Annotated in this window: 28 protein-coding genes; 24 read left to right on the top strand and 4 right to left on the bottom strand. The window is 41.0% G+C overall.

Annotation, left to right across the window (positions count from 1 at the left end; translation table 11 throughout):
* The first annotated feature begins 10 nt into the window (after positions 1–10).
* From PFZ69_RS15600 to PFZ69_RS15640, 9 genes are all read left to right on the top strand, one after another.
* Positions 11–706 (top strand): CoA transferase subunit A, encoded by a 696-nt coding sequence (locus PFZ69_RS15600; RefSeq protein WP_270181967.1) that lies wholly within the window; start codon positions 11–13, stop codon positions 704–706.
* Positions 676–1,332: a 3-oxoacid CoA-transferase subunit B gene (locus tag PFZ69_RS15605; protein WP_270181968.1), complete on the top strand. Its 657-nt coding sequence runs from the start codon at positions 676–678 to the stop codon at positions 1,330–1,332. Before PFZ69_RS15600 ends, PFZ69_RS15605 begins: the two co-directional genes overlap by 31 nt.
* Before the next feature lie 3 nt (positions 1,333–1,335).
* Positions 1,336–2,583 (top strand): peptidase, encoded by a 1,248-nt coding sequence (locus PFZ69_RS15610; protein WP_270181969.1) that lies wholly within the window; start codon positions 1,336–1,338, stop codon positions 2,581–2,583.
* 194 nt (positions 2,584–2,777) lie between these two features.
* Positions 2,778–3,632, top strand: coding sequence for a putative beta-lysine N-acetyltransferase (gene ablB, locus PFZ69_RS15615; protein ID WP_270181970.1), 855 nt, complete (start codon positions 2,778–2,780; stop codon positions 3,630–3,632).
* A 38-nt stretch (positions 3,633–3,670) separates the two neighbouring features.
* On the top strand, positions 3,671–5,050 hold the full coding sequence (locus PFZ69_RS15620) for a sigma-54 interaction domain-containing protein (protein WP_270181971.1): 1,380 nt from the start codon (positions 3,671–3,673) through the stop codon (positions 5,048–5,050).
* Between the two features lie 128 nt (positions 5,051–5,178).
* The gene (ablA, locus tag PFZ69_RS15625) at positions 5,179–6,591 is read left to right on the top strand and encodes a lysine 2,3-aminomutase (protein WP_270181972.1); all 1,413 of its coding nucleotides are present in this window, start codon (positions 5,179–5,181) and stop codon (positions 6,589–6,591) included.
* Positions 6,588–6,878 (top strand): YokU family protein, encoded by a 291-nt coding sequence (locus PFZ69_RS15630; protein ID WP_270181973.1) that lies wholly within the window; start codon positions 6,588–6,590, stop codon positions 6,876–6,878. The genes ablA and PFZ69_RS15630 overlap by 4 nt, the downstream gene beginning before the upstream one ends.
* Positions 6,879–7,000: 122 nt before the next feature.
* Positions 7,001–7,252, top strand: a complete 252-nt coding sequence (locus PFZ69_RS15635) for an IDEAL domain-containing protein (protein WP_270181974.1) — start codon at positions 7,001–7,003, stop codon at positions 7,250–7,252.
* A 318-nt stretch (positions 7,253–7,570) separates the two neighbouring features.
* Entirely contained in the window at positions 7,571–8,449 is an 879-nt protein-coding gene (locus PFZ69_RS15640) for a 5'-3' exonuclease (protein ID WP_270181975.1), read from the top strand.
* Between the two features lies 1 nt (position 8,450).
* On the opposite strand, the gene PFZ69_RS15645 is transcribed toward PFZ69_RS15640, so the two are convergent.
* Positions 8,451–8,846 (bottom strand): reverse transcriptase-like protein, encoded by a 396-nt coding sequence (locus tag PFZ69_RS15645; protein ID WP_270181976.1) that lies wholly within the window; start codon positions 8,844–8,846, stop codon positions 8,451–8,453.
* A gap of 128 nt (positions 8,847–8,974) precedes the next feature.
* On the opposite strand from PFZ69_RS15645, the gene PFZ69_RS15650 reads away from it, so the two are divergent.
* Both PFZ69_RS15650 and PFZ69_RS15655 read left to right on the top strand, forming a co-directional pair.
* A complete protein-coding gene (locus PFZ69_RS15650) occupies positions 8,975–9,151 on the top strand; it encodes a zinc-finger domain-containing protein (protein ID WP_270181977.1) in 177 nt (58 codons plus the stop codon).
* 13 nt (positions 9,152–9,164) lie between these two features.
* Positions 9,165–9,830, top strand: coding sequence for a reverse transcriptase-like protein (locus tag PFZ69_RS15655; RefSeq protein WP_270181978.1), 666 nt, complete (start codon positions 9,165–9,167; stop codon positions 9,828–9,830).
* Positions 9,831–9,859: 29 nt separating this feature from the next.
* Here PFZ69_RS15655 and PFZ69_RS15660 read toward each other — a convergent pair whose 3' ends face one another.
* A complete protein-coding gene (locus PFZ69_RS15660; protein ID WP_270181979.1) occupies positions 9,860–10,108 on the bottom strand; it encodes a DUF2564 family protein in 249 nt (82 codons plus the stop codon).
* 116 nt (positions 10,109–10,224) lie between these two features.
* Positions 10,225–10,425, bottom strand: a complete 201-nt coding sequence (gene cspD, locus PFZ69_RS15665) for a cold-shock protein CspD (protein ID WP_224882404.1) — start codon at positions 10,423–10,425, stop codon at positions 10,225–10,227.
* A gap of 282 nt (positions 10,426–10,707) precedes the next feature.
* On the opposite strand from cspD, the gene PFZ69_RS15670 reads away from it, so the two are divergent.
* Positions 10,708–12,396, top strand: a complete 1,689-nt coding sequence (locus PFZ69_RS15670; protein WP_270181980.1) for a formate--tetrahydrofolate ligase — start codon at positions 10,708–10,710, stop codon at positions 12,394–12,396.
* Between the two features lie 17 nt (positions 12,397–12,413).
* Positions 12,414–12,941, top strand: a complete 528-nt coding sequence (locus PFZ69_RS15675; protein WP_270181981.1) for an acyl-CoA thioesterase — start codon at positions 12,414–12,416, stop codon at positions 12,939–12,941.
* Between the two features lie 32 nt (positions 12,942–12,973).
* Here the strand turns inward: PFZ69_RS15675 and PFZ69_RS15680 are convergent, their stop codons facing one another.
* The gene (locus PFZ69_RS15680) at positions 12,974–13,243 is read right to left on the bottom strand and encodes a DUF2524 family protein (RefSeq protein WP_270181982.1); all 270 of its coding nucleotides are present in this window, start codon (positions 13,241–13,243) and stop codon (positions 12,974–12,976) included.
* Positions 13,244–13,370: 127 nt separating this feature from the next.
* On the opposite strand from PFZ69_RS15680, the gene PFZ69_RS15685 reads away from it, so the two are divergent.
* The 11 genes from PFZ69_RS15685 to PFZ69_RS15735 all read left to right on the top strand — a co-directional run bounded on the left by PFZ69_RS15685 (position 13,371) and on the right by PFZ69_RS15735 (position 25,548).
* Complete coding sequence (locus PFZ69_RS15685; protein WP_270181983.1) at positions 13,371–14,228, top strand: CvfB family protein; 858 nt, start codon at positions 13,371–13,373, stop codon at positions 14,226–14,228.
* 83 nt (positions 14,229–14,311) lie between these two features.
* Positions 14,312–14,569, top strand: coding sequence for a YhdB family protein (locus PFZ69_RS15690; protein WP_270181984.1), 258 nt, complete (start codon positions 14,312–14,314; stop codon positions 14,567–14,569).
* A gap of 88 nt (positions 14,570–14,657) precedes the next feature.
* Positions 14,658–15,668, top strand: coding sequence for a glycoside hydrolase family 15 protein (locus PFZ69_RS15695; RefSeq protein WP_270181985.1), 1,011 nt, complete (start codon positions 14,658–14,660; stop codon positions 15,666–15,668).
* A gap of 195 nt (positions 15,669–15,863) precedes the next feature.
* A complete protein-coding gene (gene glgB, locus PFZ69_RS15700) occupies positions 15,864–17,765 on the top strand; it encodes a 1,4-alpha-glucan branching protein GlgB (protein ID WP_270181986.1) in 1,902 nt (633 codons plus the stop codon).
* On the top strand, positions 17,758–18,897 hold the full coding sequence (locus PFZ69_RS15705; RefSeq protein ID WP_270181987.1) for a glucose-1-phosphate adenylyltransferase: 1,140 nt from the start codon (positions 17,758–17,760) through the stop codon (positions 18,895–18,897). The genes glgB and PFZ69_RS15705 overlap by 8 nt, the downstream gene beginning before the upstream one ends.
* Positions 18,898–18,913: 16 nt before the next feature.
* The gene (gene glgD, locus PFZ69_RS15710; RefSeq protein WP_270181988.1) at positions 18,914–20,020 is read left to right on the top strand and encodes a glucose-1-phosphate adenylyltransferase subunit GlgD; all 1,107 of its coding nucleotides are present in this window, start codon (positions 18,914–18,916) and stop codon (positions 20,018–20,020) included.
* Between the two features lie 16 nt (positions 20,021–20,036).
* A complete protein-coding gene (gene glgA, locus PFZ69_RS15715; protein ID WP_270181989.1) occupies positions 20,037–21,467 on the top strand; it encodes a glycogen synthase GlgA in 1,431 nt (476 codons plus the stop codon).
* Positions 21,468–21,534: 67 nt separating this feature from the next.
* Complete coding sequence (locus PFZ69_RS15720) at positions 21,535–22,557, top strand: EAL domain-containing protein (RefSeq protein WP_270181990.1); 1,023 nt, start codon at positions 21,535–21,537, stop codon at positions 22,555–22,557.
* 86 nt (positions 22,558–22,643) lie between these two features.
* Positions 22,644–23,747 carry a sporulation integral membrane protein YtvI gene (ytvI, locus tag PFZ69_RS15725; protein ID WP_270181991.1) on the top strand — a complete coding sequence of 368 codons (1,104 nt, stop codon included), beginning with the start codon at positions 22,644–22,646 and terminating at the stop codon, positions 23,745–23,747.
* Positions 23,748–23,764: 17 nt separating this feature from the next.
* On the top strand, positions 23,765–24,358 hold the full coding sequence (locus PFZ69_RS15730) for a lytic transglycosylase domain-containing protein (protein WP_270181992.1): 594 nt from the start codon (positions 23,765–23,767) through the stop codon (positions 24,356–24,358).
* Between the two features lie 62 nt (positions 24,359–24,420).
* Complete coding sequence (locus PFZ69_RS15735) at positions 24,421–25,548, top strand: conserved virulence factor C family protein (RefSeq protein ID WP_270181993.1); 1,128 nt, start codon at positions 24,421–24,423, stop codon at positions 25,546–25,548.
* Positions 25,549–25,551: the final 3 nt, after the last annotated feature.

Below are 25,551 nucleotides of genomic sequence, written 5' to 3' on the forward strand. Positions count from 1 at the left end.
GAGGAAGAAAATGAGAAAGAGTAAACTCTGCCATCTAGATGATCTTGACCTTTTGAAAGATGGAATGACGATCATGTGCGGTGGTTTTGGAGGCGTTGGTTCTCCACCAACCTTGATCGATTGGATATTGGATTCTGGCATAAAGGGTATTACGTTGATTTCTAACGATGCAGGGTTTCCCTGGATCGGACCAGGAAAGCTCGTCACTGAGAAGCGTGTGAAAAGGTTGATCGCTTCGCATATAGGTTCGAATCCAGAGGCTGGGAAGCAGATGCATAGCGGAGACCTTGAGGTAACGTTTTACCCTCAAGGAACCCTTGCTGAGAAGATTCGAGCAGGCGGCATGGGACTCGGAGGAATCTTGGTGGACGTTGGACTAGGAACGTCGATCGAAGAAGGAAAAGAGAAAGTTACCGTTAATGGAAGAGAATATATGATTGAACCTGCATTACAAGCAGATTTAGCGATAATTTCGTGTAAAAAAGCCGATGGGTATGGGAACCTCATTTATGATCAAAGTGCGAGAAATACCAACCCCCTCGTCGCTTCAGCAGGGAATATTACGATAGCAGAAGCTGATGAAGTTGTGGATATTGGGCAGCTGCATCCTGAAGAGATCATCACACAGGGTGTTTTCGTTGATCATGTCGTACAAAGTAAGGGGGTTGATTGGAAATGGGTATGGGAGCTGAAACAAGAAAGTTGATCGCTAAACGAGCAGCAGAGGAGATTGAGTTCGGGATGATGGTTAACCTTGGAATCGGTATTCCTACTCTCGTAGCTGATTATATTCCGGATTCTTTAGGGGTCATGCTACACACGGAGAACGGAATATTAGGAATGGGAGGAAGTCCTGAACGAGGACATGAAGATGGAAATCTTTCTAATGCGGGAGGCTATCCCGTATCGATCATCAAAGGAGCTTCTTTTTTCGATAGCGCTGAAGCGTTTGGGATGGTTCGAAGGGGCCATCTCGATATTACGATTCTTGGCGCATTAGAAGTAAGTGGTAAAGGTGATATTGCAAACTGGATCGTCCCAGGAAAGCGGGTGCCAGGTATGGGAGGAGCGATCGACCTCGCTCAAAAAGCAAAAAAGGTGATCGTTCTGATGAGTCATACCACAAAGGATGGCAAGCCCAAAATACTTACAACCTGTTCGCTTCCTCTTACTGTAAAGGAAGGAGCAAACATGATCATAACAGAGAGGGCTGTACTTAAGATCGAGAGTGGTGGTCTGAAGCTGATTGAAATTATGCCAGGATACACCGTTGAAGACGTCCTTAATTCAACTGAAGCGGAAATTGAAATCGAGCTCGTCAGGAGGAATTAAAGCATGGAAAAAAACGTAAAGGAATGGATGGAGAGAAACAAAGAATATGGAATAGAACTCTTACAAAAGCTCGTTACATGTGACAGTGTGCAAGGGAACGAAGCGTATGTACAAGATATCGTTGAAGCAGAACTTAAGCAGTTAGAGTTACAAGTCGATCGGTTTGTTCCGGGTGAGGAAACGACATCTCACCCTTTCTTTTGTGCCAACCGTACTGACTTCTCAGATAGCCCGAACGTCGTAGGTGTAAGAAGAGGTACGGGTGGAGGACGTTCACTGATATTAAATGGTCACGTTGATGTTGTGCCCCCTGGTAAGAGAGAGGACTGGACTAGTGATCCATACAGTGGTGAGGTAAAAGACGGAAAGCTTTATGGAAGAGGTTCGACAGACATGAAGGGCGGCAATACCTCTATGTTACTCGCTCTTAAATGCTTGAAAGAACTAGGTATTTCTCTAAAAGGAGACCTGATCTTTGAAAGCGTCGTAGAAGAGGAAAGCGGTGGGACAGGTACGCTTTCAACCATTCAGAGAAATTATAAAGCAGACGCTGCACTCATTCCTGAACCGACTAACTTGAAAGTGTTTCCGAAGCAACAGGGTTCCATGTGGTTTCGATTACGGATCAACGGTCAATCTGCTCACGGGGGAACACGGTATGAGGGAGTTTCAGCGTTAGAGAAGAGTTTGATTGTAATCAACGCGATTCAAGCTCTCGAAAGAAATCGCAACCAAAAGATAAACGACCCACTATATAAAGAAATTCCGATTCCAGTTCCGATTAATTTAGGAACAATAAAAGGAGGCGACTGGCCGTCTTCTGTTCCTGATCAAATTACGATCGAAGGCAGGATGGGTGTTATTCCAGGGGAGACTTTAGAGGATGCCAAGGAAGAGATGGCGAGCGCGCTTAACGCGATTGATGATGAATGGTTAAAGAAGCATCCCGTCGAACTCGAGTGGTTTGGAGCTAGGTGGCTCCCAGGAGAAGTACCTGTCGAACATCCATTGCTAGCTATCTTACAGCGTAATTATAAGAAGAGCGCTGGTGAAGAAATACAAATCGAAGCATCTCCTTGGGGGACTGATGGAGGCCTACTTACTGAATTGGCAGATACCCCTTCCTTAATCTTTGGTCCTGGAGAAACAGCTCTTGCTCATTATTCGAATGAATATGTAGACATTGATAAAATGATGCTCGTTGCAGAAATTTACGTTCATACCATTATTGAATGGTGTGGCCAAGCATAAGAAAATATAGTTAGCAATTCTTTCAGTTTAACTGGTGAAGATGATTAGCGTAAGCATCTAATAATTAGAACACGTCATTAGACATTTTTTTAAGCTTGATAAGAACGGGAAACCGTTCTTATTCTTTTTATCGTGGAGGATTTCGGTAAGAAAAAAGCGAAAAAAACAAAAAGGAAATAAAGGTGGGGGAAGGTATGGGAGAGCATAGAGAATTAGCGATGGACCAGCACTATAAAGGGACTGACTATGCATTTCATTGTAATCACGATCTTTTTAATGAACGTATTAGAATTGAACACTACTCAGGAAATGTAAAGCATGTGATCGCTCATGTGCTTCGTCTTTTTACAGACGATTACTCCAAATGTATCGTCAAAGTGAAAGAAGGAGACTTTTCAACATTTATCAGCATGGGTTTTTCATACGAAGGAACAATCAATCGCTACTTTTCTGGTGTCGATATGCATGTGATGACGAAGTATAAACAAAGCTGGCGCCGTAATGCGAAGCGCTGGGAAGAAGAAGAAAAAATTATCGATGGAGTTTTTGCGAAAACACCTTCACCTCTCTCTGAAAAACCAAACATGAGGCGAGCGTCTGAGAAAGATGCAGAAAAGCTATCAACCTTGTATAAAAAGGTATTCGACGTATACCCAACTCCGATGGACCAACCGGAGTATATACGAAAAGTAATGAAGGAAGGCACGATCTTTTATTTGGTTGAAGATGATAAAAAAATTACGAGTGCCGCATCTGCAGAAGTAAACAGAACGTTCCAGAATGCCGAGATTACAGATTGTGCAACGTTACCTGATAGTCGAAAAGGTGGTACGATGAGACATCTGATTCACGCTCTTGAATCCACCCTATTAGAGGAAGAAATCTACTACGCCTACTCGATCGCGAGGAGCTTATCGTTTGGGATGAACGCAGTCTTTTGCCAACTTGGATATGAATACGGTGGAAGGCTCACTAATAATGTGAAAATTTATTCCGATTGGGAAGATATGAATCTATGGAGTAAATCTCTTGGTGTTAGTGCCGAATAATTGGCGATGCAGACGGAAAATGGGCGGGAGGGTAGCTTATGGTCAAACAAAGCGCCATGACGGATGGGATGTTTCAAGCAATATTAGAAAGCATCGATGAAGGAATCCATGCTGTTAATAGTGAGGGTTTGACGATCTATTATAACGAAATCGCCGCGAAGCATGATGGATTGAATGTCGAAGATGTCTTAGGAAAACACTATCTTGAAGCATTCCCTTCACTTTCTAAAGAAACGAGCACACTTTCATATGTTCTTTCAACAAAGAAGCCGATCTTTAATAAAGATCAAACATATAGAAATGTAAGAGGAAGTCTTGTTTCTACCATAAATACCACTCTTCCGATCATCGTGAACGATGAGCTAGTAGGTGCTGTTGAAATTGCGCGGGATATCAGTAGAATAAAGAAACTTTCTGATAAAGTGATGGAACTCCAAGCTAAGTTGACGAACAATACTTCAAAGGAATTCGATAATGGCACGTCATACACGTTTACAGACATCATCACATCAGATGAAACGTTTCTGAAAGTGAAGAAATGGGCACGGATGGCCGCGCAACAAGTATCGCCTGTTCTCGTGTATGGGGAAACAGGGACAGGTAAAGAGCTAATTATTCAATCGATCCATAATGCTTCAGGAAGAAAAGGAGCATTTATCGCTCAAAATTGTGCAGCGTTGCCTTCAAGCATTCTAGAATCTATTTTGTTCGGTACATCTAAAGGGACGTTTACAGGTGCTGAAGAACGACCTGGTTTGTTTGAGTTAGCTGATAAAGGAACGTTGTTTCTCGATGAGATCAATTCGATGCCAGTAGAAATACAAGCAAAATTGCTACGTGTTCTTGAAGATGGTGTTATTAGGAGAGTGGGAGCAGTCAAAACACGTCGTGTCGATGTTCGGATCATCGCAGCGTTAAATGAAGAGCCTGAATTAGCACTAAAAGAAAAAAGGTTACGAGAAGACTTGTTTTACAGATTGAATGTCGTGTATTTGAAGATTCCGCCTTTGAGAGAAAGGCGTGGGGATATACCTGACCTAATCCATCATTTCATCCAAAAGTATAATACTGTATTAAACAAAAATGTTCAAAGCATTGAGAAAGCTGCTTTATCGCTACTGTGTGATCGGAAGTGGCAAGGTAACGTTCGAGAGCTTGAGCATGTTATCCAATCAGCGATGAACTTCTCAGAGACCGACAAATTGTTAATAGAGGATTTCCCTGCTATACAAATAAGCGAGACTCCAATGCAGTCGTCTGGATCACTTCGCGACGTGCTACGCCATACAGAAGTTCGGTTAATCGAGAAGGCTATGGAAAGCGCAGGAGGAAACATTCAGAAAGCAGCCAAGCAGCTTCAGATTCCTAGGCAAACATTGCAATACAAACTCTCGAAATACGAAGGTGCCGAAAATTGAGCATAAATTATTTATGCGAAAGAAAAGGTCAGTAATAAATGTATACTTAAAAGAGTTTTAAAGAAATAATGGAGCTGGCATCAAACTTGCATAGTATATCAGTAGATTCCAAGAAGGGGGAATGTACGATGCTTATGCAACTCTATAAGCCAGCACGACATTGGAAGGATATCGAACTTTGGAAAGATGTTACAGAAGATCAATGGAACGATTGGATCTGGCAGCTTACTAATACGATTCGAACGCTCGACGACCTTCGTAAAGTCGTTAACCTTACTCCAGATGAAGAAGAAGGAGTTAGAATTGCAACGAAAACAATTCCGTTGAATATCACACCTTATTACGCATCTTTGATGAATCCAGATGACCCTAGGTGTCCAGTGAGAATGCAGTCGATCCCTATTTCTAAAGAAATGCACAAAACAAAATATGACCTTGAAGATCCACTTCATGAAGATGAAGACTCTCCAGTTCCCGGCTTAACCCATCGTTATCCAGATCGTGTACTTTTTCTTGTTACGAACCAGTGCTCAATGTACTGTAGGTATTGTACGAGGAGACGTTTTTCAGGACAAATCGGTATGGGAGTTCCGAAGAAACAATTAGATGCAGCGATCAATTACATTTCTAAAACGCCGGAAGTAAGAGACGTTCTTATCTCAGGTGGAGATGGACTGTTGATCAATGACAAAATCCTTGAATACATCTTAAAAAATTTACGTGCAATTCCACACGTGGAGATCATTCGAATCGGTACGAGAGCACCAGTTGTTTTTCCGCAAAGAATAACGGAGGACCTTTGTAACATTTTAAAGAAATACCACCCTGTCTGGCTGAACACTCACTTCAACACGAGCATTGAGATAACCGAGGAATCAAAGAAAGCGTGTGAGATGCTCGTAAATGCTGGAGTGCCTGTTGGAAATCAGGCTGTTATTCTCGCAGGTATCAACGATAGCGTGGCGATTATGAAGAAGCTGATGCATGATCTTGTTAAGATAAGAGTTCGCCCATATTATATTTATCAATGTGATTTATCAGAAGGCATCGGACATTTCAGAGCGCCAGTATCAAAAGGACTCGAAATCATCGAGGGATTAAGGGGACACACATCAGGTTACGCGGTACCTACGTTCGTAGTGGATGCACCAGGTGGAGGAGGGAAGATCGCCCTTCAACCGAACTACATGATTTCCCAAAGTGCGAATAAGGTTATCCTGCGTAATTTCGAAGGTGTGATCACTTCTTACCCAGAACCAGAAAATTACACCCCTGGAACGGCCGATACGTATTTTAATAGTATCTACCAGACGGAGAAGAAACCGGCGATCGGGATAAGTTCACTTATGACGGATGAACGATTTAACCTTGTGCCAGAAGGACTACAAAGGTTGAATCGAAGAAGTAAGTATGGTGAAGATCCAGATCATGCTTCTTTAAAAGATCAAAGAGAGAAGCGAGATTTAATGAAAGAAAAGAAGTTTAAAGCTGAGCAAGCCAAATACAATAAAAAGGATGATGTGGAGGAGGAAAGTTCATGAGGTGTAAATGGTGTGAAACGGAAGGAGCTTTCGAGACTCTAGGCACTGGATACTGGGAACTTCCTGATGGTACGCGAGCAGTTGAAATAAAGGAGCTACCTTCTGTTCAATGTATCGATTGCGGGATGTGTTACCAAACTGATGAACTTGTTGGGGATGTTGAAGAACAAATGATGTTGATCGATACTTCCAAGCTTTCTTCCTCGTTTACCTTTAAGGAATTGATGGATCAACCGAGGCTTTTAAAAAAGAATTACTTTGACATCGATCGTTATCCGCTTAAATAGCATTCCCTAGAAGAGGTTGACCAAATAAAAACGAAATTTAATCGGAATATTCTGAAAAATATTGATATTTTGACGATTCCCTCGTATAATAATAAAAAGAGCTTCTAAGGGGGGAGAGCAACATGAACAACCATCATAAATCGTATAGAGACAACATGAAAGAAAAAGCGATGAAAAAGAAGAAAGATCAAGAAACGTTTGAGTTGGAATTGTACGCCCAATTAATCCTTGATGAAGCTGTCTTTACCTTCCAGAAAAACCGTTATCAAGACACGATCAACTTAGCCCTTGATCGTCGAGACGAAAAAGCATTTCAGGAAGCATCAGAACAATACGTCACGTTTCTTCGTTCCTACAAGCAGGCGCTTCATTAATTCTTGAATAGAAATGGTCGACTCTGACACACTAATCGTAACGAAAGATAAAGGAGTGTCATCATGGGTCGTCAGAAAAAAGGAAATGCAAATGCTCAGCGTAACAACAATGCGAAGAAGGAACAGAACATCCCGTCATATGCAGAGATTGAAGCTAAGAAATTAAAGAATCCTCAACAATAAGTCCAACGCAGACTGCCGTTAATCGGCAGTCTGTTTCTTTGTTTAAGATGAAGTCCACTAAAAAATTGGAAAAGTTCATGCAGACGGTTTATGTTACCATAAAGGAAGGTATGTAATGAAAGGATGACCAAATTCATGAACCGATTAATTCTAATAGATGGATTTAATTTACTTAGTAGAGGATATTTTGCGACTGCTTACGGGAAATCTGAAGATCAGTTAACCCAAACACCAGAAGGACTTTATACGAATGCGCTAAGGGTGAAATTTCAAAAAATCATGTCGTTGATTAATGATTATAACCCAACTCATTTTGCAGTTGCATGGGACGTCAAACGAGATGAATCAAAGCGTAGGGAGCTTTTCAAAGAATATAAGGGTACTCGAGGTGAGCTTCCACCACCATTGATTCAGCAATACCAAACTGCAGTGAATTTCTTTGATGCAACAGGAATTCCTCAATTAACTGTAGAAGGGTTTGAGGCGGACGATGTGATGGGAACTCTTTCACATCGATGGAGTCTCGATGAAATGGGAGACTGTTTTATTTATAGCAATGATAGAGACTTGTTGCAGCTTCTGAATAAGAACGTCTCACAAATTATTGCGATTCGTAAAGAAGGAGACAAGGTGTACACGGAAGATCATTTTAGGACGGAATATGGAATTACGCCAGATCAGTGGATCGATGTGAAAGCATTATTAGGAGACAAAAGTGATAATATCCCAGGGGTTGCTGGGGTAGGAGACAAAGCAGCATTGCCACTTGTCCAACAATACGGCTCTGTAGAAGGAGTATATACGAGCATCGAAACATTAGATGCAAAATATAACAGATATCGAAAGAAGTTAATAGAGGGAGAAGAATCAGCTATGTTGAGTCTTCAACTCGTAAAAATCGAAAAACAAATACCAGACCTTGCTGAACATTCGTTTGAAGATATAAAGCTGACTCTGGATTATGAGAAGTTACAAACGGAGCTAGATGCATTGGGATTGAGGATAAGAATATAGGTTATCCTGCTGTGTTTAATTGGATTGCTTTTCTAGCAAGCTCATCTGCTACTTTATTCTTAGAACTAGGAATCCATTTAATAAAACAAAGATCAAATTCATCTACCAATGCGAGGGCACTGGAGAGGTAAGTTTCATACGTTCGCTTTTTCGTCTGTCTTCGATCGATCGCATCACTCACAAGCTGAGAGTCCGTTCGAATCGAGATGATTCGATGTTTCTTTTCAAGGCAAATGCGTAGTGCTTCAATCAAAGCCTGAAACTCTGCTTCATGATTGGAAAGTGTGCCAAGAGGAACCGAAGAGCGAATGACTTCTCCATCCCCTTTTATAAAGATTCCAGCACCTGATGGTCCTGGGTTACCAGCACTTGCTCCATCTATATAAACTTCAATCACTTTTGTTTCCTCCCCCCTGATCAAGTCTTTTTGTATTCTATCATATACATCAACAGCACTGGAAGACATACATTTAAGGTAAATGGAGAAACTTGATATAGAAGGGGACGAGTGTAGGAGTGAAAGAAATGAAGAAAAAAGAAGTTATGATGGAAGTGGGTCTAATTCTAGATACATACTGTGATGGGTGTTTGTTAAAAAGAGTGAATCAACATGACTATGGCAAGTGCCACGCCCAGCGTTTTTGTATTACGGAATGTTCTGTAGGTGAAGAATTAAAGCAGCTCGGAAAGCACCTTACATGAATAAGGAGTTTAGATGATGAACGTGATTGTAAAGTGGAAATACAAGACGCCTCGAGGAATTCAAGCATGGATGACATCTGATGAGATACCTGCACATCAAGCGATTTTAATGGCAAAAGATATTGAAAAAACCGGACGCTCCATCGACCTTTATTTTCTTGATAACCGGGGGACAAAATGGTCACTGAAAGAATTTGAAAAATTCACATCAAAAAAGGAAGAAAGCCTTTCTTCCGTCGAGATTTTTTTTGATGGAAGTTTTGATAAGGAATCTAAAGAGTCTGGCTGTGGCGCTGTGATTTATTTTTTTGAAGGAAGAAAGAAAAAAAGGATTCGTGTGAATAAAGCTCTTAGCTATCTTGAAAATAATAATGAAGCTGAATACGCAGCGCTTTGGACTGGCTTACAGGAGCTAAAGAACATTAAAGTCGATGATACCGAGGTCATGATCAAAGGAGATTCAAAAGTAGTGATCAGCCAGCTCTCAGGAGAATGGGCAGTATATGAGCCGCTTCTAACAAAATGGATGGATCGTATTGATGCTACCTTGAAGGAATTAAGACTGCAGCCAATTTATGAGCACGTTTCACGAAATGAAAATAAAGAATCGCATAGACTCGCTGTACAAGCTTTAAAGGGAACTGAAATCGACAGTGTGATCGAACTTGATGATAACTAAACACAGAAAAAGCAGCCTACTGGCTGCTTTTATTCTTGTGCTTCCCTAAGCTGCGTATCGCATTTTTCAATGAGTTCACTGGAAAACTCAAAGAAATTCTCATTTACGCCAGTTTTATGTGCTACTGCTTGTTGAAATTGTTGTTTAGCTTGATTCAACGCATCTTGTGCGGCCTTCAACTGATTGTCGTTCATGCTTTTAGTAGCTTGTCCAACGAGGTGTTGAGCCGACTTAATCGACATTTCGATCTGTTGAAGATCAGAGTACGGTTCTGACATACTATCCCACCTTTACGTATTGTTCTGGAATAGTATGACCCAAAAGAATATCCGTTAATCGTTTCAACATAAAAAGAGACTGATGCATGCATCAGTCTCTTCCAAACGTATATTAATTAAAGCTTGTTTACGTTAGCAGCTTGAGGTCCGCGGTTTCCTTCAACGATTTCAAAAGAAACTTCTTGACCTTCTTCTAGAGTTTTGAAGCCTTCGCCTTCGATAGCGGAGAAGTGTACGAATACATCGTCAGCACCTTCAACTTCGATAAATCCAAAACCTTTTTCAGCGTTAAACCATTTTACTTTTCCGTTTTGCATGTTTGTTCCTCCTAAAAACTTAGCACGTTCTTCGTGCAACTTAATTTTCCCCATTCATATTGTATGTTTGTGAATCAAGCAACAATCTTTATGTACGTAATGCACAGTCGAGAAGGTCTGACTAAATTCAATAAATAATCAGCAATATAAACGGTTATTTAAAATATACTGTATTTTAAGAGAAGTGTCAAGCTTTCAAAGACTCCAGTTGATTATTCTTAACGTAATTAATAAACTTAGTTAAGATATATATGGAAATAGTATAGGGTATGGAGGGATTTGATGAAGTCGGAAGTTCGAATGAAGAGTGATATTGAGATTGCACAAGATGCAAAAATGAAACGAATTAACGAAATAGCAAGCGGCTTAGGCTTAACGGAGGATGAATGGGAGCCTTATGGACATTACAAAGCAAAAATCTCACTTTCAAGCATGAAGAGGCTGAGCGAGAATCCATCTGGTAAAGTGATCCTTGTAACGGCTATCAATCCTACACCGGCTGGTGAGGGGAAAAGCACAGTTACAGTTGGACTTGCCCAGGCGCTTAATCGAATCGGTGAGAAAGCAATCGTTGCAATGAGGGAGCCTTCTCTTGGACCGAGTATGGGAATTAAAGGAGGGGCTGCTGGTGGAGGTTATTCACAAGTAATGCCTATGGAGGATATCAACCTTCACTTTACAGGAGACATACATGCGATCACATCATCTCATAATGCATTGTCAGCGATGATCGATAATCATATCCATCAAGGTAATGAACTCGATTTTGATACAAGACGAATAACATGGAAGAGGGTTTTGGATCTTAATGACAGAGCTTTAAGACAAGTGACGATCGGGCTAGGTGGTCCAACCCAAGGTGTTCCAAGAGAAGATGGGTTCGATATCACAGTGGCATCTGAACTGATGGCGATCCTTTGTTTAGCATCAGATTTAACGGACCTTAAGCAGAGAATTGGACGAATCGTTATCGGCTACAACCGTTCCAAACTTCCGATTACAGTAGCTGACCTTGGGGTCCAGGGTGCACTAACACTCCTCCTTAAGAATGCTATGAATCCGAACCTCGTTCAGACTCTAGAAAACACACCTGCATTAATACACGGTGGCCCTTTTGCGAACATTGCTCATGGCTGTAACAGTGTAGCAGCGACAAAAATGGCTCAAAAGCTTTCTGACTATGTCGTGACGGAAGCAGGGTTCGGGGCGGATTTAGGCGCAGAAAAGTTTTTTGATATCAAAACAAGAGCTGGCGATATCGATCCTGCAGCTACCGTTATCGTTGCTACAATTCGCGCGTTAAAAATGCACGGAGGAATTCCAAAAGATAACCTTAAAGAAGAAAACGTTGCAGCACTACAGGAAGGTTTAGCCAATTTACAGCAGCATATTTCTTCCATTAGAAAATTCGGCGTACCTTTCGTCGTTGCGATCAACCGTTTCATGACAGATACTGATTTAGAAGTGAACGCGCTTCTCGATTGGTGTAATGAAAATGATGTGCCAGTTGCTCTCACTGATGTTTGGGCAGAGGGTGGTAAAGGTGGAGAAGTCCTTGCTAAAACAGTTATTGATCAAATCGAGCATTCCGAAAACAACTTCTCGCCACTTTATGATCTGGATGCATCTATTGAAGATAAAATTACAACGATTGCACAAGAAATTTATGGTGCCGATGGGGTACAATTCGGTCCTAAGGCTCTCAAGCAACTAAAAGAGTTTGAAGCAAACGGATGGTCTCACTTACCGGTATGTATGGCGAAGACTCAGTATTCATTATCTGATAATGCCGCTTTACTCGGACGACCGACAGGTTTTTCCATTAATGTGAGGGAATTTAGACCATCGATCGGCGCTGGCTTTATCGTAGCACTGACAGGGAATGTAATGACGATGCCAGGACTTCCAAAGAAGCCTGCGGCGTTAAATATGGATGTAACAGAAGACGGTCAAGCAGTCGGTCTGTTTTAGAAAAGGTGAATGTCGTTATGTCAGATACTCAATTAACAAAAAAATTAATACGCGTTTCTAGAACAACAAAATCAAGCTTTGTTCTTCCTTCAGATACAAATACACACGGAACTCTTTTTGGTGGCAGACTCATGTCATACATCGATGACATCGCAGCGATCTCTGCGTCAAAACACGCTAGGTCAGCTGTAGTGACGGCTTCAGCGGACTCGATCGATTTTCTTCAGCCTATCCGCGAGGGAGAAGTCGTTAGTCTTGAGTCTTATGTCAGCTGGACACACAACACCTCGATGGAAGTATTAGTGAAAATATTCGCTGAGAACGTCATTACAGGTGCGAAAAAAGTTTGTGCGACATCGTTTTTAACGTTTGTAGCGTTAAATGAAGAAGGGAAACCAACGATGGTACCTGAAGCATTGCCAGAAACCAAGGAAGAAAAATTTGTTTACGATGGTGGAGAAGAGAGAATGAAAGCTAGAAAGGCACGTCGGAAACATTCTGAGAAATTAGCAAGTGAGTTCGGTTCCTTCGGGTATTCAGGATAGTAAAAGTAAAAGGTCTGCAGAAATGCAGACCTTTACGTATCGAAGCCTAAGATGAAGTCGTTTTGACGATCTTGTACTTGCTGTCTTGCTCGAGTTAATGCATCTCGTTGTTCTGGTGTGGCACTATGGATCATTTTATCGATATCGATCGCCATTTGCTCAAGAAGCTGTTGAGTTTCAGTGTATTCTTTATCCGTAATTCCTGGCGCGACTTGAGTAGCTTTTTCAAGCTGCTCACCTGCATATTCAACGAGCTCATCGGCATTTTTAAGCATTTCTTCAAGTTTTCGGTAAGTTGACATGGTGCACCTCTCCTTTGATTGAAGTCCATGTTAGTATTTACAGGATGAAAAGATTTATGATAAATAGAGAATACATATTGGTGTAGTGATATACTAAGTAAAGGATTATGAAAGGCTGTGAAATGAGTTGGCAACACAATTATACGCTGGAGAAATAACGAAGCTAAAAGTAGCTCGTAAACAAGAATATGGATATTTTTTAACGAACGGGAACGAAGATGTCTTGCTGCACAAGAATGAGGCGGTAGAGCAACATGACGAAGGAAATGAAGTAGAAGTTTTTCTTTATCATGATCATGAAGGCAGGCTTTCTGCAACTGAGACGATGCCTGTCGTTACGCTCGATTCTTTTTCAATCCTTAAAGTGGTCGGTGTGCAACCTCGACTAGGTGTTTTTGTAGACATTGGCATTCAAAAGGACATGCTCCTTTCAAAAGACGACTTGCCAACAGAACGCACGAGGTGGCCAGATGTAGGAGACGAGTTATACTGCGGACTTAAGCTCGATAAGAAGAATCGGCTGTTTGCAGATTTAAGCAACTTTGAAGAAATCAAAGAACTTTCTACCGAAGCAAGCGAGGATTTGAAAAATAAAGAAACGGAAGGCGTCGTTTACCGTTTTTCTGATGAAGGAGCTTCAGTTTTCACAGATGATGGTTACCTTGCATTTCTTCACAATGATGAAATGAAGCAAAACGTGCGGCTTGGAGAAAGGGTTCAGGTCCGGGTTACATTCGTAAGAGAAGACGGCAGGATCAATGTCTCGACTCGTCCTTTGGTGAAAGAAGCACGACTTGAAGATGCAGACAAACTTTATCAATATATGGTTGATCGCGGTGGGAAGATGCCTTTTACAGATAAGAGCGATCCAGAAGCGATCAAGCGTGAGTTCAACATAAGTAAAGCTGCTTTCAAACGTGCGATGGGTAAGCTTTTAAAAGAAAAGAAAGTTGAGCAGAAGGACGGTTATACCTTCGTCCTTTAAGAAATCATTGTTATCTTTTTCTTCGTGTATGTGGAGTCCCCCTGCAAATACTATAGGTAAGCTCCTAGAAAGGGGGCAAGTCATTGGATATTACCGACTATGACAAAGCTCTTTATTACACTCATCACTGCGCTTGTATCGATCTAAGCGTTCTGATGATGAAAACTGATGACGATATCCTTGCAAAACGAATTGAAAAATTCGTACATGCATTCATACGCGAAACAGAATTCGTTAAAGTAAAAGAAGCACGTGACAACCTGCTCACATACATCGATTATGTTTATCGACTAGAGCCTGTTGATGAAGAAATCACAGCAATCACTAGTACAATCGACTGACCCTAAAAAAAGGGTCGGTCTTTTTGTGATTAAAAAAATGTCGAATAGGGTAACAATTATAGTAAAAAATAAGGAGCAGGTGAGTGGGATGAACCAATATAAATTGCATAACGTACTCGAAAGCATGAGGTTACCGAATGGAGCTTACGTTGCGAGTACTTCTGATGATTATGATTATATATGGATCCGAGACGTCTGTTATACTGTGATGCCCTATTTAACATCGAAATGTACAAGGTACGAGAAGGCCTATCATTCCCTTCTTTCATTACTTAGAAAATACGAATGGAAGCTAGATATCCACACAAAACAGAAGCCAGTATATTTACATGAATACATTCACTCTAGATATTCAAAAGACCTAGAGGAGATTCCTGTCGAATGGGGTCATGCTCAAAATGATGCGATCGGCATCCTGCTGTTTGGAATAGGCCAAGGAATACAAGTAGGAAAACCAATATTACGTGATAAAGTCGACTATCGCATCGTTCAAAAGCTAGTGAATTATCTCGAATGTCTCGAGTATTGGAAAAACCCTGATAATGGTATGTGGGAAGAAAATGTAGAGATTCATGCTTCAAGCGTTGGAGCGTGTGTAGCTGGATTAAAAGCAGTAAGAACGTTAGTCGAAGTGCCGCAAGAGCTCATTCAAAAAGGAGAGAGAACCCTTGATCGTCTTCTTCCAGCAGAAAGTGCCACAAAGGAAGTCGACCTCTCACTTTTATCGTTGATCTATCCGCTGCGAGTCGTTTCTAGATCAACAGCCATAAAAATCTTAGAACGCATTACTGAACGACTTGAAAGGGAACGTGGAGTCCTCCGTTACGAAGGTGATCAATACTATAACGAAGGCAGTGAAGCAGAATGGTGTTTTGGATTCCCATGGCTAGGTCTCTGTTATGGTCAAATCGGTCAAGTAGATAAAATGAATGAATACTTTGAAAAGACGATGACGATCACGCCAGAAAGCGGGAAAATACCTGAGCTATATATTGGTGGAACGGATGTACCAAACAAAAATACTCCATTAGCATGGTCAGTTTCGATGACCTACCAACTATTAGAAAGAATGGCTCAATCACAAGAAAATGTATCGTAATTGTAAAGAAACCGTGGGTTTACCCACGGTTTCTTTACATTGAAAAAACATTTCGACTAATCAGCAGTATTTTCAACTTTTTTTTCATGAAAATACATGGATTGAAAAGGAATTGGAATGACGCTGTCGAATGATAACACAGTAGCGGAGTACATAAGTAAATCGCTACCATTAGCATGAGAGAGAGGTGTCGCAATGACAGTTTCGATGCCGACAGATTACGATCGGTATTTATTTCATCAAGGGAACTTATTTCAAGCTTACCGATCGATGGGTGCTCATCTAGCAGAAGAGGATGGCAAGATTGGGGTACGTTTCACCGTTTGGGCGCCGCACGCAAAAGCAGTAGCTGTTGTTGGAAATTTCAACGAGTGGGATGCAACAAGGAACGAAATGACCAAGATTGAAGAATCTGGCTTGTGGTCTTCGTTTATTGAAGGTCTTCGTGAAGGTGAACTTTATAAGTACGGCGTTACTTCACAAGATGGCTCACTTTTAATGAAATCTGACCCGTATGCTTTTTATTCAGAGCATAAGCCCAAAACTGCATCGATCGTAAAAAAAGTCGATGAGTACGATTGGCGAGATAGTAGATGGATGAATAAAAGGAAGAAAACACCGCCGTATGACCTTCCAATATCGATCTACGAGGTACATCCAGGTTCATGGCGAAAAAAACAGGATGGCTCTTATTACTCTTACGATGACCTGACAAGGGAATTGATTCCTTATGTGAAAGAGCATGGGTATACTCATATTGAACTCATGCCGGTGATGGAGCATCCGTTCGACCGTTCGTGGGGATATCAAATCACAGGTTATTACTCTGTAACGAGTCGATTTGGTGATCCAGACGACTTGAAGGCATTCATTGATCGGTGCCATCAAGAGGATATCGGGGTTATTTTAGACTGGGTTCCTGCTCATTTCTGTAAAGATGCTCATGGTCTCGGGCAGTTCGATGGTGGTCCGGTTTTCGAACCATCAGATCCAGAGCTTGCTGAGAGAAAGAATTGGGGAACATATAACTTTGATTATAGTAAACCCGAAATCGTTAGCTTTCTAATTTCTAATGCATTTTTTTGGTTTGATTTATATCATATCGATGGTTTAAGAATAGATGCTGTTTCTCAAATGATTTTATATCATCATGAGGGAGCTGGCGGGGTAGGAGAAAATCATGCAGCTAAAGAATTCATCCAGAAATTAAACAAAACGATTTTTGAACACTTCCCAAATGTTTTAATGATGGCTGAGGAGTCGACAGACTATCCACTCGTAAGTGCCCCGGTCCATGAAGGTGGTCTTGGGTTTAATTATAAATGGAATATGGGCTGGATGAACGATACCTTAAAGTACATGGAACTTCATATGGATGATCGACAACATCATCATAATCTACTCACATTTTCATTCTTCTATGCGTTCTCTGAAAACTATCTCCTGCCGCTATCTCATGATGAGGTGGTACATGGAAAGAAATCACTCCTGAACAAAATGCCAGGCGACTATTGGCAGAAATTTGCTAATCTTCGCACGCTTTACGGGTATATGATGTCACACCCAGGCAAAAAACTACTGTTTATGGGAGGAGAGTTCGGGCAGTTTGATGAATGGAAAGATTTAAGTGAACTCGATTGGATGTTGTTTGACTATGATCTTCATAACAAAATGAATGGTTATGTGAAAGACTTAAACCGATTTTACTTGGAATCAAGGGCATTATGGCGAATCGACCATGAGCCAGAAGGGTTTGAATGGATCGATGCGAATGACAGTTCGCAATCTGTACTCTCTTTCATGAGAAAAGGAAAGGCGAAGGGTGATTGCGACATCATTATTTGCAATTTTTCTGCAAATGTCTACTACGATTATCGAATTGGCGTTCCTTCATCTGGACACTATGTAGAAATGTTTAATAGCGATCAGAAAAAATATGGGGGATCCGGGCAGGTGAATGCAGACAAGTTGCTTAGTGAAAAACAACCGTATCACAATCAGCCATATAGTCTTCAGCTCAAAATTCCACCATTAGGTATCGTGGTTCTCGGCAAAAAAAATAAAAGCAACCTTGAAAGGAGAAATCGATATGTCTAAAAAACGTTGTGTAGCGATGCTATTAGCTGGAGGACAGGGGACGAGACTCGGCAAGTTAACAACGCGCCTCGCTAAACCTGCTGTCCCGTTTGGTGGTAAGTACAGAATCATTGATTTCACGTTAAGTAACTGTAGTAATTCAGGGATTGATACCGTTGGCGTATTAACACAGTATCAGCCTTACATACTCAACTCTTACATCGGTATCGGAAGTGCATGGGATCTTGATAGAAAGAACGGAGGCGTATCGGTATTGCCGCCATTCCTAGGCCAAAAAGGTGGAGAGTGGTACAAAGGAACAGCGAACGCGATTTATCAGAACATGTATTACCTTCGTCAATATGATCCTGAATACGTTCTTGTTATTTCAGGTGACCATATCTACCGAATGGATTATTCTGAAATGCTAGATTATCACGAAGAAAAAGGAGCAGACGCTACGATCGCGGTGCTTGAAGTGCCTTGGAACGAAGCGAATCGCTTTGGGATCATGAATACAGACGACGATGATCGAATTGTAGAGTTTCAAGAAAAGCCAGCAGAACCGAAAACGAATCTAGCATCTATGGGCGTTTACATCTTCAGTTGGAAAGCTTTAGAAAAGTATTTGACTGAAGATGAGCAAAATCCGAATTCCTCAAACGACTTTGGAAAAGACATCATTCCTGCGATGATCGAAGACCAAAAGGATCTATATGCCTATTCGTTTAGCGGTTACTGGAAAGACGTTGGAACGCTTCAAAGTCTCTGGGAAGCTAACATGGATCTGTTAGATGACGATCCAGATTTAATCCTAAATGACCCATCTTGGAGAATTTATTCTGTAAATCCAAACCAGCCACCACAATACATCGCTCCAAAGGCGAACGTGAGCCGTTCACTCGTGAACGAAGGATGCGTAGTGTATGGCGATGTGTATCGTTCAGTACTATTTTACGGGGTGCACGTTGGCCTTGGTACAACGATCAAGAACTCAATCATTATGCCTGATGTGAAGATTGGTGCGAATGTTAAAATCGAGAATGCGATCATTGAGAGTGGTACAGTGATTGAAGATGGCATGGAGCTTGGAAATAAAGACGGATCTATCTCCTTGATTGCTGACGGCGAAATAGTCTCTGTACCAAAATAGAACAGGAGGATGAACGATGAGAAAAGTAGTAGGTGTCATTAACTTAATCGATGAAAAGAATGATCTTAGCGAATTAACAAGTCATCGGAGCTTTGCCTCTGTTCCTTTTGCAGGGCGATATCGATTGATCGATTTTTCACTGTCAAGCATGACGAATGCAGGTATTAATACGGTTGCTGTTTTCACAAGAGAGAAATACCGTTCTTTACTAGATCATCTAGGGTCAGGGAAAGAATGGGATTTAGATAGACATCAAGGCGGATTGTTCTTCCAGCCTCCAGCAAGTGAGGAACGAATCGAAAATGGTGATATCCGTTCATTTTATGAGAATCTATCATACTTTAAGCGTAGTCTTTCAAACTATGTTGTCGTAACGAATGGAAAGTTAGTATGGAATGTAGATTTTAACAGCGTAATCGATGAACACGAAGAAAACGGTGCGGATATTACGTTAGTATATAAACCATGTGATGATCCTTATGTAAGTGGCAATACGTACAATGTTCTTTATACGAATGAAGAAAATCGTGTTGAAAAGCTAAATCTTGATGTAGAGCCACTGCCTGGGGACGATGTGTACCTGAATACCTTCGTGATGAAGTCATCCCTTCTTATTTCAATCGTTGAAGAGAGCATGGAGACGGGTAAATACAAGTCAGTTAATGAGGCAATAGCGAGTAACTTAGAGCGTTACAATGTTCACGGCTGTCATTTCGGCGGCTACGTGACATTTATCGATAACGTTGAGAGCTATTACCGCTATAGCATGGAACTGCTTGACCCAAATGTAACTCAGGAACTCTTTTACAACAAAGGTCCGATCTATACGAAGGTTAAGCATGAGGCACCTGCTAAGTATGATGAGTCTTCAACCGTTGCTAATTCCTTGATTGCCAATGGCTGCAAGATTTCAGGGACAGTCGAAAATAGTATTTTATTTAGAGGAATCAGAGTAGGAAAAGGTGCGATTATTCGTAACAGTATCATCATGCAGAAGTGTGAAATCGGTGAGGGCGCTGTTATTGAGAACGTTATCCTTGATAAGGATGTATCCGTCTCACCACATGAAAAAGTGACATCTGAAGATGAACCGAGAGTAATTGCAAAGTCTACAGTTATTTAGCAGGAGGGAACAATTCATGAATGTATTGTTTGCCGCATCCGAAGGCCACCCGTTCATTAAAACGGGAGGCCTTGGTGATGTGATCGGTGCTTTACCGAAGGAACTACAAAAGCAAGGGATCAACGTATCTGTCATCCTCCCAAAATATGAGGATATGAATGAATCGTTTAAAGAAAAACTTGAGCTAAAAGAAGCAATCACGGTACCAGTTGGATGGAGACATCAATATTGTGGTATCGAAACACTTAGGTACAATGGTATTACGTATTACTTTATCGACAATGAATACTACTTTAAAAGAAGTGGTAGCTATGGATATTACGATGACGGAGAGAGGTTTTCTTTCTTCTGTAGAGCGGTCTTAGAAGCCATTCCTTACTTGGATGAACGACCAGATATCCTCCACTGTCATGATTGGCAAACTGGGATGGTACCAGTATTGAAAAAAGCGCATTACCGTAATCATCCTCACTACGATAGCATCAAGACCGTGTACACGATTCATAATTTACGCTATCAAGGGATATTTCCAAAAGACATCCTTCATGACCTTCTGGACTTGAGTGAATTACATTTCACGAATGAGGGTGTAGAATTTCACGGTAACGTAAGTTTTATGAAAGGCGGACTTACATACTCGGACTATATTACGACTGTAAGCCCTTCTTATGCTGATGAAATCAAGCAGCCTTATTTTGGAGAATATCTAGATGGGATCCTAAGGAAGAGAGAAGCTGATTTCAAAGGAATCATTAACGGAATCGATAGCGAGCTTTATGATCCATCAACAGATGCTGCGTTAAAATATACGTACCATGCATCATTTCTTCTAAAAGAAAAAAACAAAGTCGATCTTCAGGAAAAGCTTGGTCTTCAAAAAGGTGAAGGTATTCCAATGATATCTATGATCACTCGGCTTGTTGAGCAAAAGGGAATGGACTTATTCTTCAGAGTACTTCCAGAGATCATGGAAGAAAAAGTACAGGTTGTCGTTCTTGGAACTGGAGATGAGCACTACGAGCACATGCTTAGAGAGGCTGAGCATCGATACCCAGGTAGATTTTCGGCTAACATTTATTTTAATGATGACTTTGCAAGACAGCTTTATGCAGCCTCCGATCTATTTCTAATGCCTTCTCAATTTGAACCATGTGGGATCAGTCAGCTCATAGCACTACGATATGGAAGTTTACCGATCGTTCGAGAAACAGGTGGACTGAAGGACACGGTACAACCTTACAATAAGTATACGGGTGAAGGGCATGGCTTCAGTTTTGCTGATTATAATGCTCACGATATGCTAAGTACGATTCGACTCGCATTACACTACTACCATCACGAAAGTCTTACATGGAGAAAGCTCGTTGAACGTGCGATGCGATTGAATTACTCTTGGGAAAAGTCTGCTGAAACTTATTCAGACCTATATGAAAACCTCTTAAAATAGAGTTATAGTGTAGGAAGACAGGGGGCATTCCCCTGTCTTTTCTTATGATAAGGAGATGATGATAAACTTGCTCTGTAATAATTGTGGATTTATTCCAAAAGTCTTGCCGAATGGTATCTTCGAAATTACGACGCCTTCCCCGATATTGTTAGAAAGTTTAAACGCTTTATTTAACCTTTCAGGAGAAAGCTTTTTAATCCCGTATGACAACCTTACTGATTTGACAGACATATGTAGTCGGATTGACGATCATTTTAGTTCAAACGCTTCAAAAACATTTAGCTGTGCTACTTTAACTTTACGTGATGATAAGAAGCCTGCGATAGCTTTTCCGCATTTTTATGTTCGGTTGCAGAATCTGAACTATATCACCATAATGCAAGAAGGTCTGTTTACTGCACACATGCAGCCGATCTTATCACTTGAAAGAAACGAAACCGTTGCATATGAATTTCTATTGAGACCTACTAATGATCATTACTCATTTCAGCCCTTCAAACTTTTTGAAATGGCTCAAAACTCTGGTTTACAATCCTTTTTAGATAGCGCAGCTCGAACCAAAGCGATTGAAATCAGTTCAAAGTTCCTTCCGAATGGAATCAAGAGATTTATTAACTTTTTACCTTCTTCTATTTATGACCCTGCTCATTGCTTGAAGACGACATTTCGAGCAGTTGAAGACTATAACGTAAATCCTGGTGATCTGGTGTTTGAAGTGGTGGAAACGGAGCAGATTCAACGCATCGACCATTTGAAGAAAATCTTTACTTCTTATAAACAAGAAGGCATGAAAGTCGCTCTCGATGATTTAGGGACTGGGTATGCAACAAAGGAAATTCTACTAGCCTTAAAACCTGATTACGCAAAGATCGATCGACAATTTATCGATCAATGTTATAGGGATAGGAGTAAACAGGATGCATTGCGCGAAATTGCGAAACTCGCAAATGAAGAAGGAATCCAACTATTAGCTGAGGGTATCGAACGGAAAGAAGAAGCTGACTTCTGTAACGATATTGGAATCTCACTAGGCCAAGGCTATTATTTTGGCAAACCTTCTGAAAAGCCATTGTTTCATCTGCACACATAAAAAATAGGGATCTAAGCCCTTTTTTTATGGAAAAGAGAGCGTAAAAAAGATATGCTTACGTCATAAGAGTGACAAGAGGTGAAGAAATGTTAACGTTTTATAGGCAATATGCTCGTACTGCTTTCGATATTGGTTTGATTGTCTTAACAGTATTTTTAATCATGTTTGTTTTTAGCTTTTTGTTTGATATTGCAGCTCCTATCTTTGTTGGATATGTTATTTTCTTGATCATCGAACCGTTCGCTAGGTTTTTACATAGAAAAGGTTTGGGAAAAACAGTAGCAACAACGATTTCGACCCTGCTGTTTGTTTTAGTCGTATTAAGTGTAGTCTTTCTTGCTGGTGCCATTTTTGTCGTGCAATTACAAAACCTAATATCTTTGATTCCTGGCTATGTAGACATCTTTCAAGAGCAGGTGTTGAATTATGTTGAGTGGGCTCAGCTCCAGATGAATGCATTACCACCTGATGTCTTACTTAAAGCACAAGAATACTCCGTTACCGTTGTTGAGAAAGCTTCGTTTATATTGACTGGATTTCTTAATGGCATCTTTTCTTTTGTGACATCGATCCCTACGTTAATTATCAATTTTGTGATCGGCATCGTTCTTGCGTATTTTTTGAGTGTAGAAATCGAAATGTGGAAACGAATCGCGAACAAACGCACGCCTAACACATTTAAGAAAGCATATTATTTCTTAAAAGAAAACGTTCTTAGTGGGATTGGTGCTTATGTTAAAGCTCAGCTAAAACTAATCATGATTACGTTTGTTCTTGTTCTTTGCGGGCTATGGATATTAAGAGTAGATAATGCTTTTACGATCGCATTGTTAGCAGCGTTTTTTGATATTCTTCCATTGCTAGGCGTATCTGCAATCTTCTTACCATGGGCGATTTATTTGTTCATTGTGGGTCAGACTACACTAGCATTCTGGTTAATCGGTTTATTAGGAGTCGTCATGCTTGTTAGACAGATTATGGAGCCGAAAATCACTGGTGACTCTTTAGGTGTGTCTGCGTTTACAATTCTCTCCTTTATGATCATTTCTCTATCACTGTTCGGGATTGCTGGGGTCATTCTCTCGCCAATTTTATTAATTCTAATTAAGGCGCTATTCGATCACGGTTATTTAGGAAAATGGATCCATCTTCCAAGCGAAGAATTTACAGACATCAACGAACGAAAATAGGAAGGAAGAGGGCAACGTTGAAACGACCTGCACGATTGATAATAACTACGATTATAGCAAGTGTCATAATCGCACTTTTCCTGCAAGGGAACAGTGAACCGTTCCGTTTTCAATTATCGAAGTCTCATATTCCGGAAGAATACGTCGATACGTATAAAAAAGCTGCTGAAGAGTATGACATACAGTGGGAATTACTTGCTGCGGTGCATCGCGTAGAGACCAAATTTTCAACGATGGCATCTCTAGAAAGTCCAAAAGGGGCCATCGGCCATTACCAGTTCATGCCTCGTACATGGCTTGGTTGGCAATATGAAGGTAGTGCCTTAGGAAAATTGAATGCGGGTGACGATATCGATATCACTGATCCTGCCTTGATTAATAAATACGGCGGCTATGGAAAAGACGGAAACGGGGATGGCAAAGCAGACCCATACAATATTACTGATGCAGCATTCACAGCCGCAAGTTATCTATCAGCTAACGGAGCGAGTGAAGGTAAGTTAGAAACCGCTCTGTATGCTTACAACCATAGTGATGAATATGTGGATGATGTATTAAGTTATTATTATGAGTACAAAGAAAATGCGACGGTTGTTACACTTAATGAGTGATGGGTCTTAATGGTACATGTTAATCACTTATGATAAAATCACTTGAAGAAGGGGGAGGTTCTATGAAGATCGTATCGATCGAACCAACACCGAGTCCAAATTCGATGAAAATCAACCTGAACGAATCATTAGCCGCAGGGGATACGCGCCAGTATAAGCAGGGGAGTGACCTTGCTGACGCGCCGGATTATATTCAACAGCTAATGGAAGTTCCTGGTGTAAAAGAAATCTATCATGTAATGGACTTTATTGCTTTAGAACGTAATGCAAGATTTGCCTGGGAAGATATCTTACCTGGCGCAAGGGCAGCATTTGGACAAGAAACGAATGAAACGAGCAATTCGAAGGATGCCGTTGACGATGATTTCGGCGAAGTAAAAGTGTTCATTCAAATGTTTAGAGGTATTCCTATGCAGGTAAAGCTGCTCGATGGTGAAGAAGAACATCGTTTCGGTCTACCTGATCGATTTATGAAAGCGGCGATGGATGCTTCTTCAGCTTCTGACAATATGGTAATGGAACGAGAGTGGAAAGAGCAAAATCCTCGCTATGGTTCTCCGGAAGAAGTTGGCGTTGAAGTCACTGAGGAAGTATCTGCAACTTATGATGAAAAAAGACTTGGGGCACTTGTGAAAGATGCTTTTAACCCAGGACAGCCTGATTCAAGAAAACAAGAAAAGAAGCATGTTACGCTTGAGATGCTCGACCATCCAGAATGGAAGGAAAGATATGCTGCTCTAGATCGATTAGATCCAGAAATCACCGACCTTCCTTTACTAGAAAAAGCGCTACAAGATGAAAAGGCTTCTATACGTAGACTAGCTGCTGTTTATCTTGGGATGATCGAATCAAAAGACGTCTTGCCTCTACTATATAAAGCGTTGAAAGATAAGTCAGTGACTGTGAGACGTACTGCGGGAGACTGTATGTCTGATTTAGGTTATGTAGAAGCAATTCCTGAAATGGTGGAAGCCCTATCTGATAAAAACAAGCTTGTTCGTTGGAGGGCTGCCATGTTCTTATACGAGGTAGGCGATGAATCAGCAGTACCTGCTTTAGAACAGGCAACAGAAGATCCAGAGTTCGAAGTAAAGATGCAAGCAAGGATGGCGCTTGAGCGTATTAAGGGTGGCGAAGAAGCAAAAGGCTCAGTATGGCATCAAATGACGCAAGCACGGAAATCGAAATAAGAG

Origin of the sequence: Alkalihalobacillus sp. CinArs1, assembly GCF_947387515.1 — a bacterium.
Taxonomy (GTDB): Bacteria; Bacillota; Bacilli; order Bacillales; family Guptibacillaceae; genus Guptibacillus.

What these genes read in the sequence shown, in the direction of transcription:
- glgA (WP_270181989.1), top strand. Translation starts at nt 20,037, where the DNA reads ATGAATGTATTGTTTGCCGCATCCGAAGGCCACCCGTTCATTAAAACG.
- PFZ69_RS15635 (WP_270181974.1), top strand. Translation starts at nt 7,001, where the DNA reads ATGAACAACCATCATAAATCGTATAGAGACAACATGAAAGAAAAAGCG.
- ablB (WP_270181970.1), top strand. Translation starts at nt 2,778, where the DNA reads ATGGGAGAGCATAGAGAATTAGCGATGGACCAGCACTATAAAGGGACT.
- PFZ69_RS15620 (WP_270181971.1), top strand. Translation starts at nt 3,671, where the DNA reads ATGGTCAAACAAAGCGCCATGACGGATGGGATGTTTCAAGCAATATTA.
- PFZ69_RS15705 (WP_270181987.1), top strand. Translation starts at nt 17,758, where the DNA reads ATGTCTAAAAAACGTTGTGTAGCGATGCTATTAGCTGGAGGACAGGGG.
- PFZ69_RS15655 (WP_270181978.1), top strand. Translation starts at nt 9,165, where the DNA reads ATGATGAACGTGATTGTAAAGTGGAAATACAAGACGCCTCGAGGAATT.
- PFZ69_RS15640 (WP_270181975.1), top strand. Translation starts at nt 7,571, where the DNA reads ATGAACCGATTAATTCTAATAGATGGATTTAATTTACTTAGTAGAGGA.
- glgB (WP_270181986.1), top strand. Translation starts at nt 15,864, where the DNA reads ATGACAGTTTCGATGCCGACAGATTACGATCGGTATTTATTTCATCAA.
- PFZ69_RS15680 (WP_270181982.1), bottom strand. Translation starts at nt 13,243, where the DNA reads ATGTCAACTTACCGAAAACTTGAAGAAATGCTTAAAAATGCCGATGAG.
- ablA (WP_270181972.1), top strand. Translation starts at nt 5,179, where the DNA reads ATGCTTATGCAACTCTATAAGCCAGCACGACATTGGAAGGATATCGAA.
- PFZ69_RS15610 (WP_270181969.1), top strand. Translation starts at nt 1,336, where the DNA reads ATGGAAAAAAACGTAAAGGAATGGATGGAGAGAAACAAAGAATATGGA.
- PFZ69_RS15660 (WP_270181979.1), bottom strand. Translation starts at nt 10,108, where the DNA reads ATGTCAGAACCGTACTCTGATCTTCAACAGATCGAAATGTCGATTAAG.
- PFZ69_RS15675 (WP_270181981.1), top strand. Translation starts at nt 12,414, where the DNA reads ATGTCAGATACTCAATTAACAAAAAAATTAATACGCGTTTCTAGAACA.
- ytvI (WP_270181991.1), top strand. Translation starts at nt 22,644, where the DNA reads ATGTTAACGTTTTATAGGCAATATGCTCGTACTGCTTTCGATATTGGT.
- PFZ69_RS15735 (WP_270181993.1), top strand. Translation starts at nt 24,421, where the DNA reads ATGAAGATCGTATCGATCGAACCAACACCGAGTCCAAATTCGATGAAA.
- PFZ69_RS15670 (WP_270181980.1), top strand. Translation starts at nt 10,708, where the DNA reads ATGAAGTCGGAAGTTCGAATGAAGAGTGATATTGAGATTGCACAAGAT.
- PFZ69_RS15605 (WP_270181968.1), top strand. Translation starts at nt 676, where the DNA reads ATGGGTATGGGAGCTGAAACAAGAAAGTTGATCGCTAAACGAGCAGCA.
- PFZ69_RS15650 (WP_270181977.1), top strand. Translation starts at nt 8,975, where the DNA reads ATGAAGAAAAAAGAAGTTATGATGGAAGTGGGTCTAATTCTAGATACA.
- PFZ69_RS15695 (WP_270181985.1), top strand. Translation starts at nt 14,658, where the DNA reads ATGAACCAATATAAATTGCATAACGTACTCGAAAGCATGAGGTTACCG.
- PFZ69_RS15600 (WP_270181967.1), top strand. Translation starts at nt 11, where the DNA reads ATGAGAAAGAGTAAACTCTGCCATCTAGATGATCTTGACCTTTTGAAA.
- glgD (WP_270181988.1), top strand. Translation starts at nt 18,914, where the DNA reads ATGAGAAAAGTAGTAGGTGTCATTAACTTAATCGATGAAAAGAATGAT.
- PFZ69_RS15630 (WP_270181973.1), top strand. Translation starts at nt 6,588, where the DNA reads ATGAGGTGTAAATGGTGTGAAACGGAAGGAGCTTTCGAGACTCTAGGC.
- cspD (WP_224882404.1), bottom strand. Translation starts at nt 10,425, where the DNA reads ATGCAAAACGGAAAAGTAAAATGGTTTAACGCTGAAAAAGGTTTTGGA.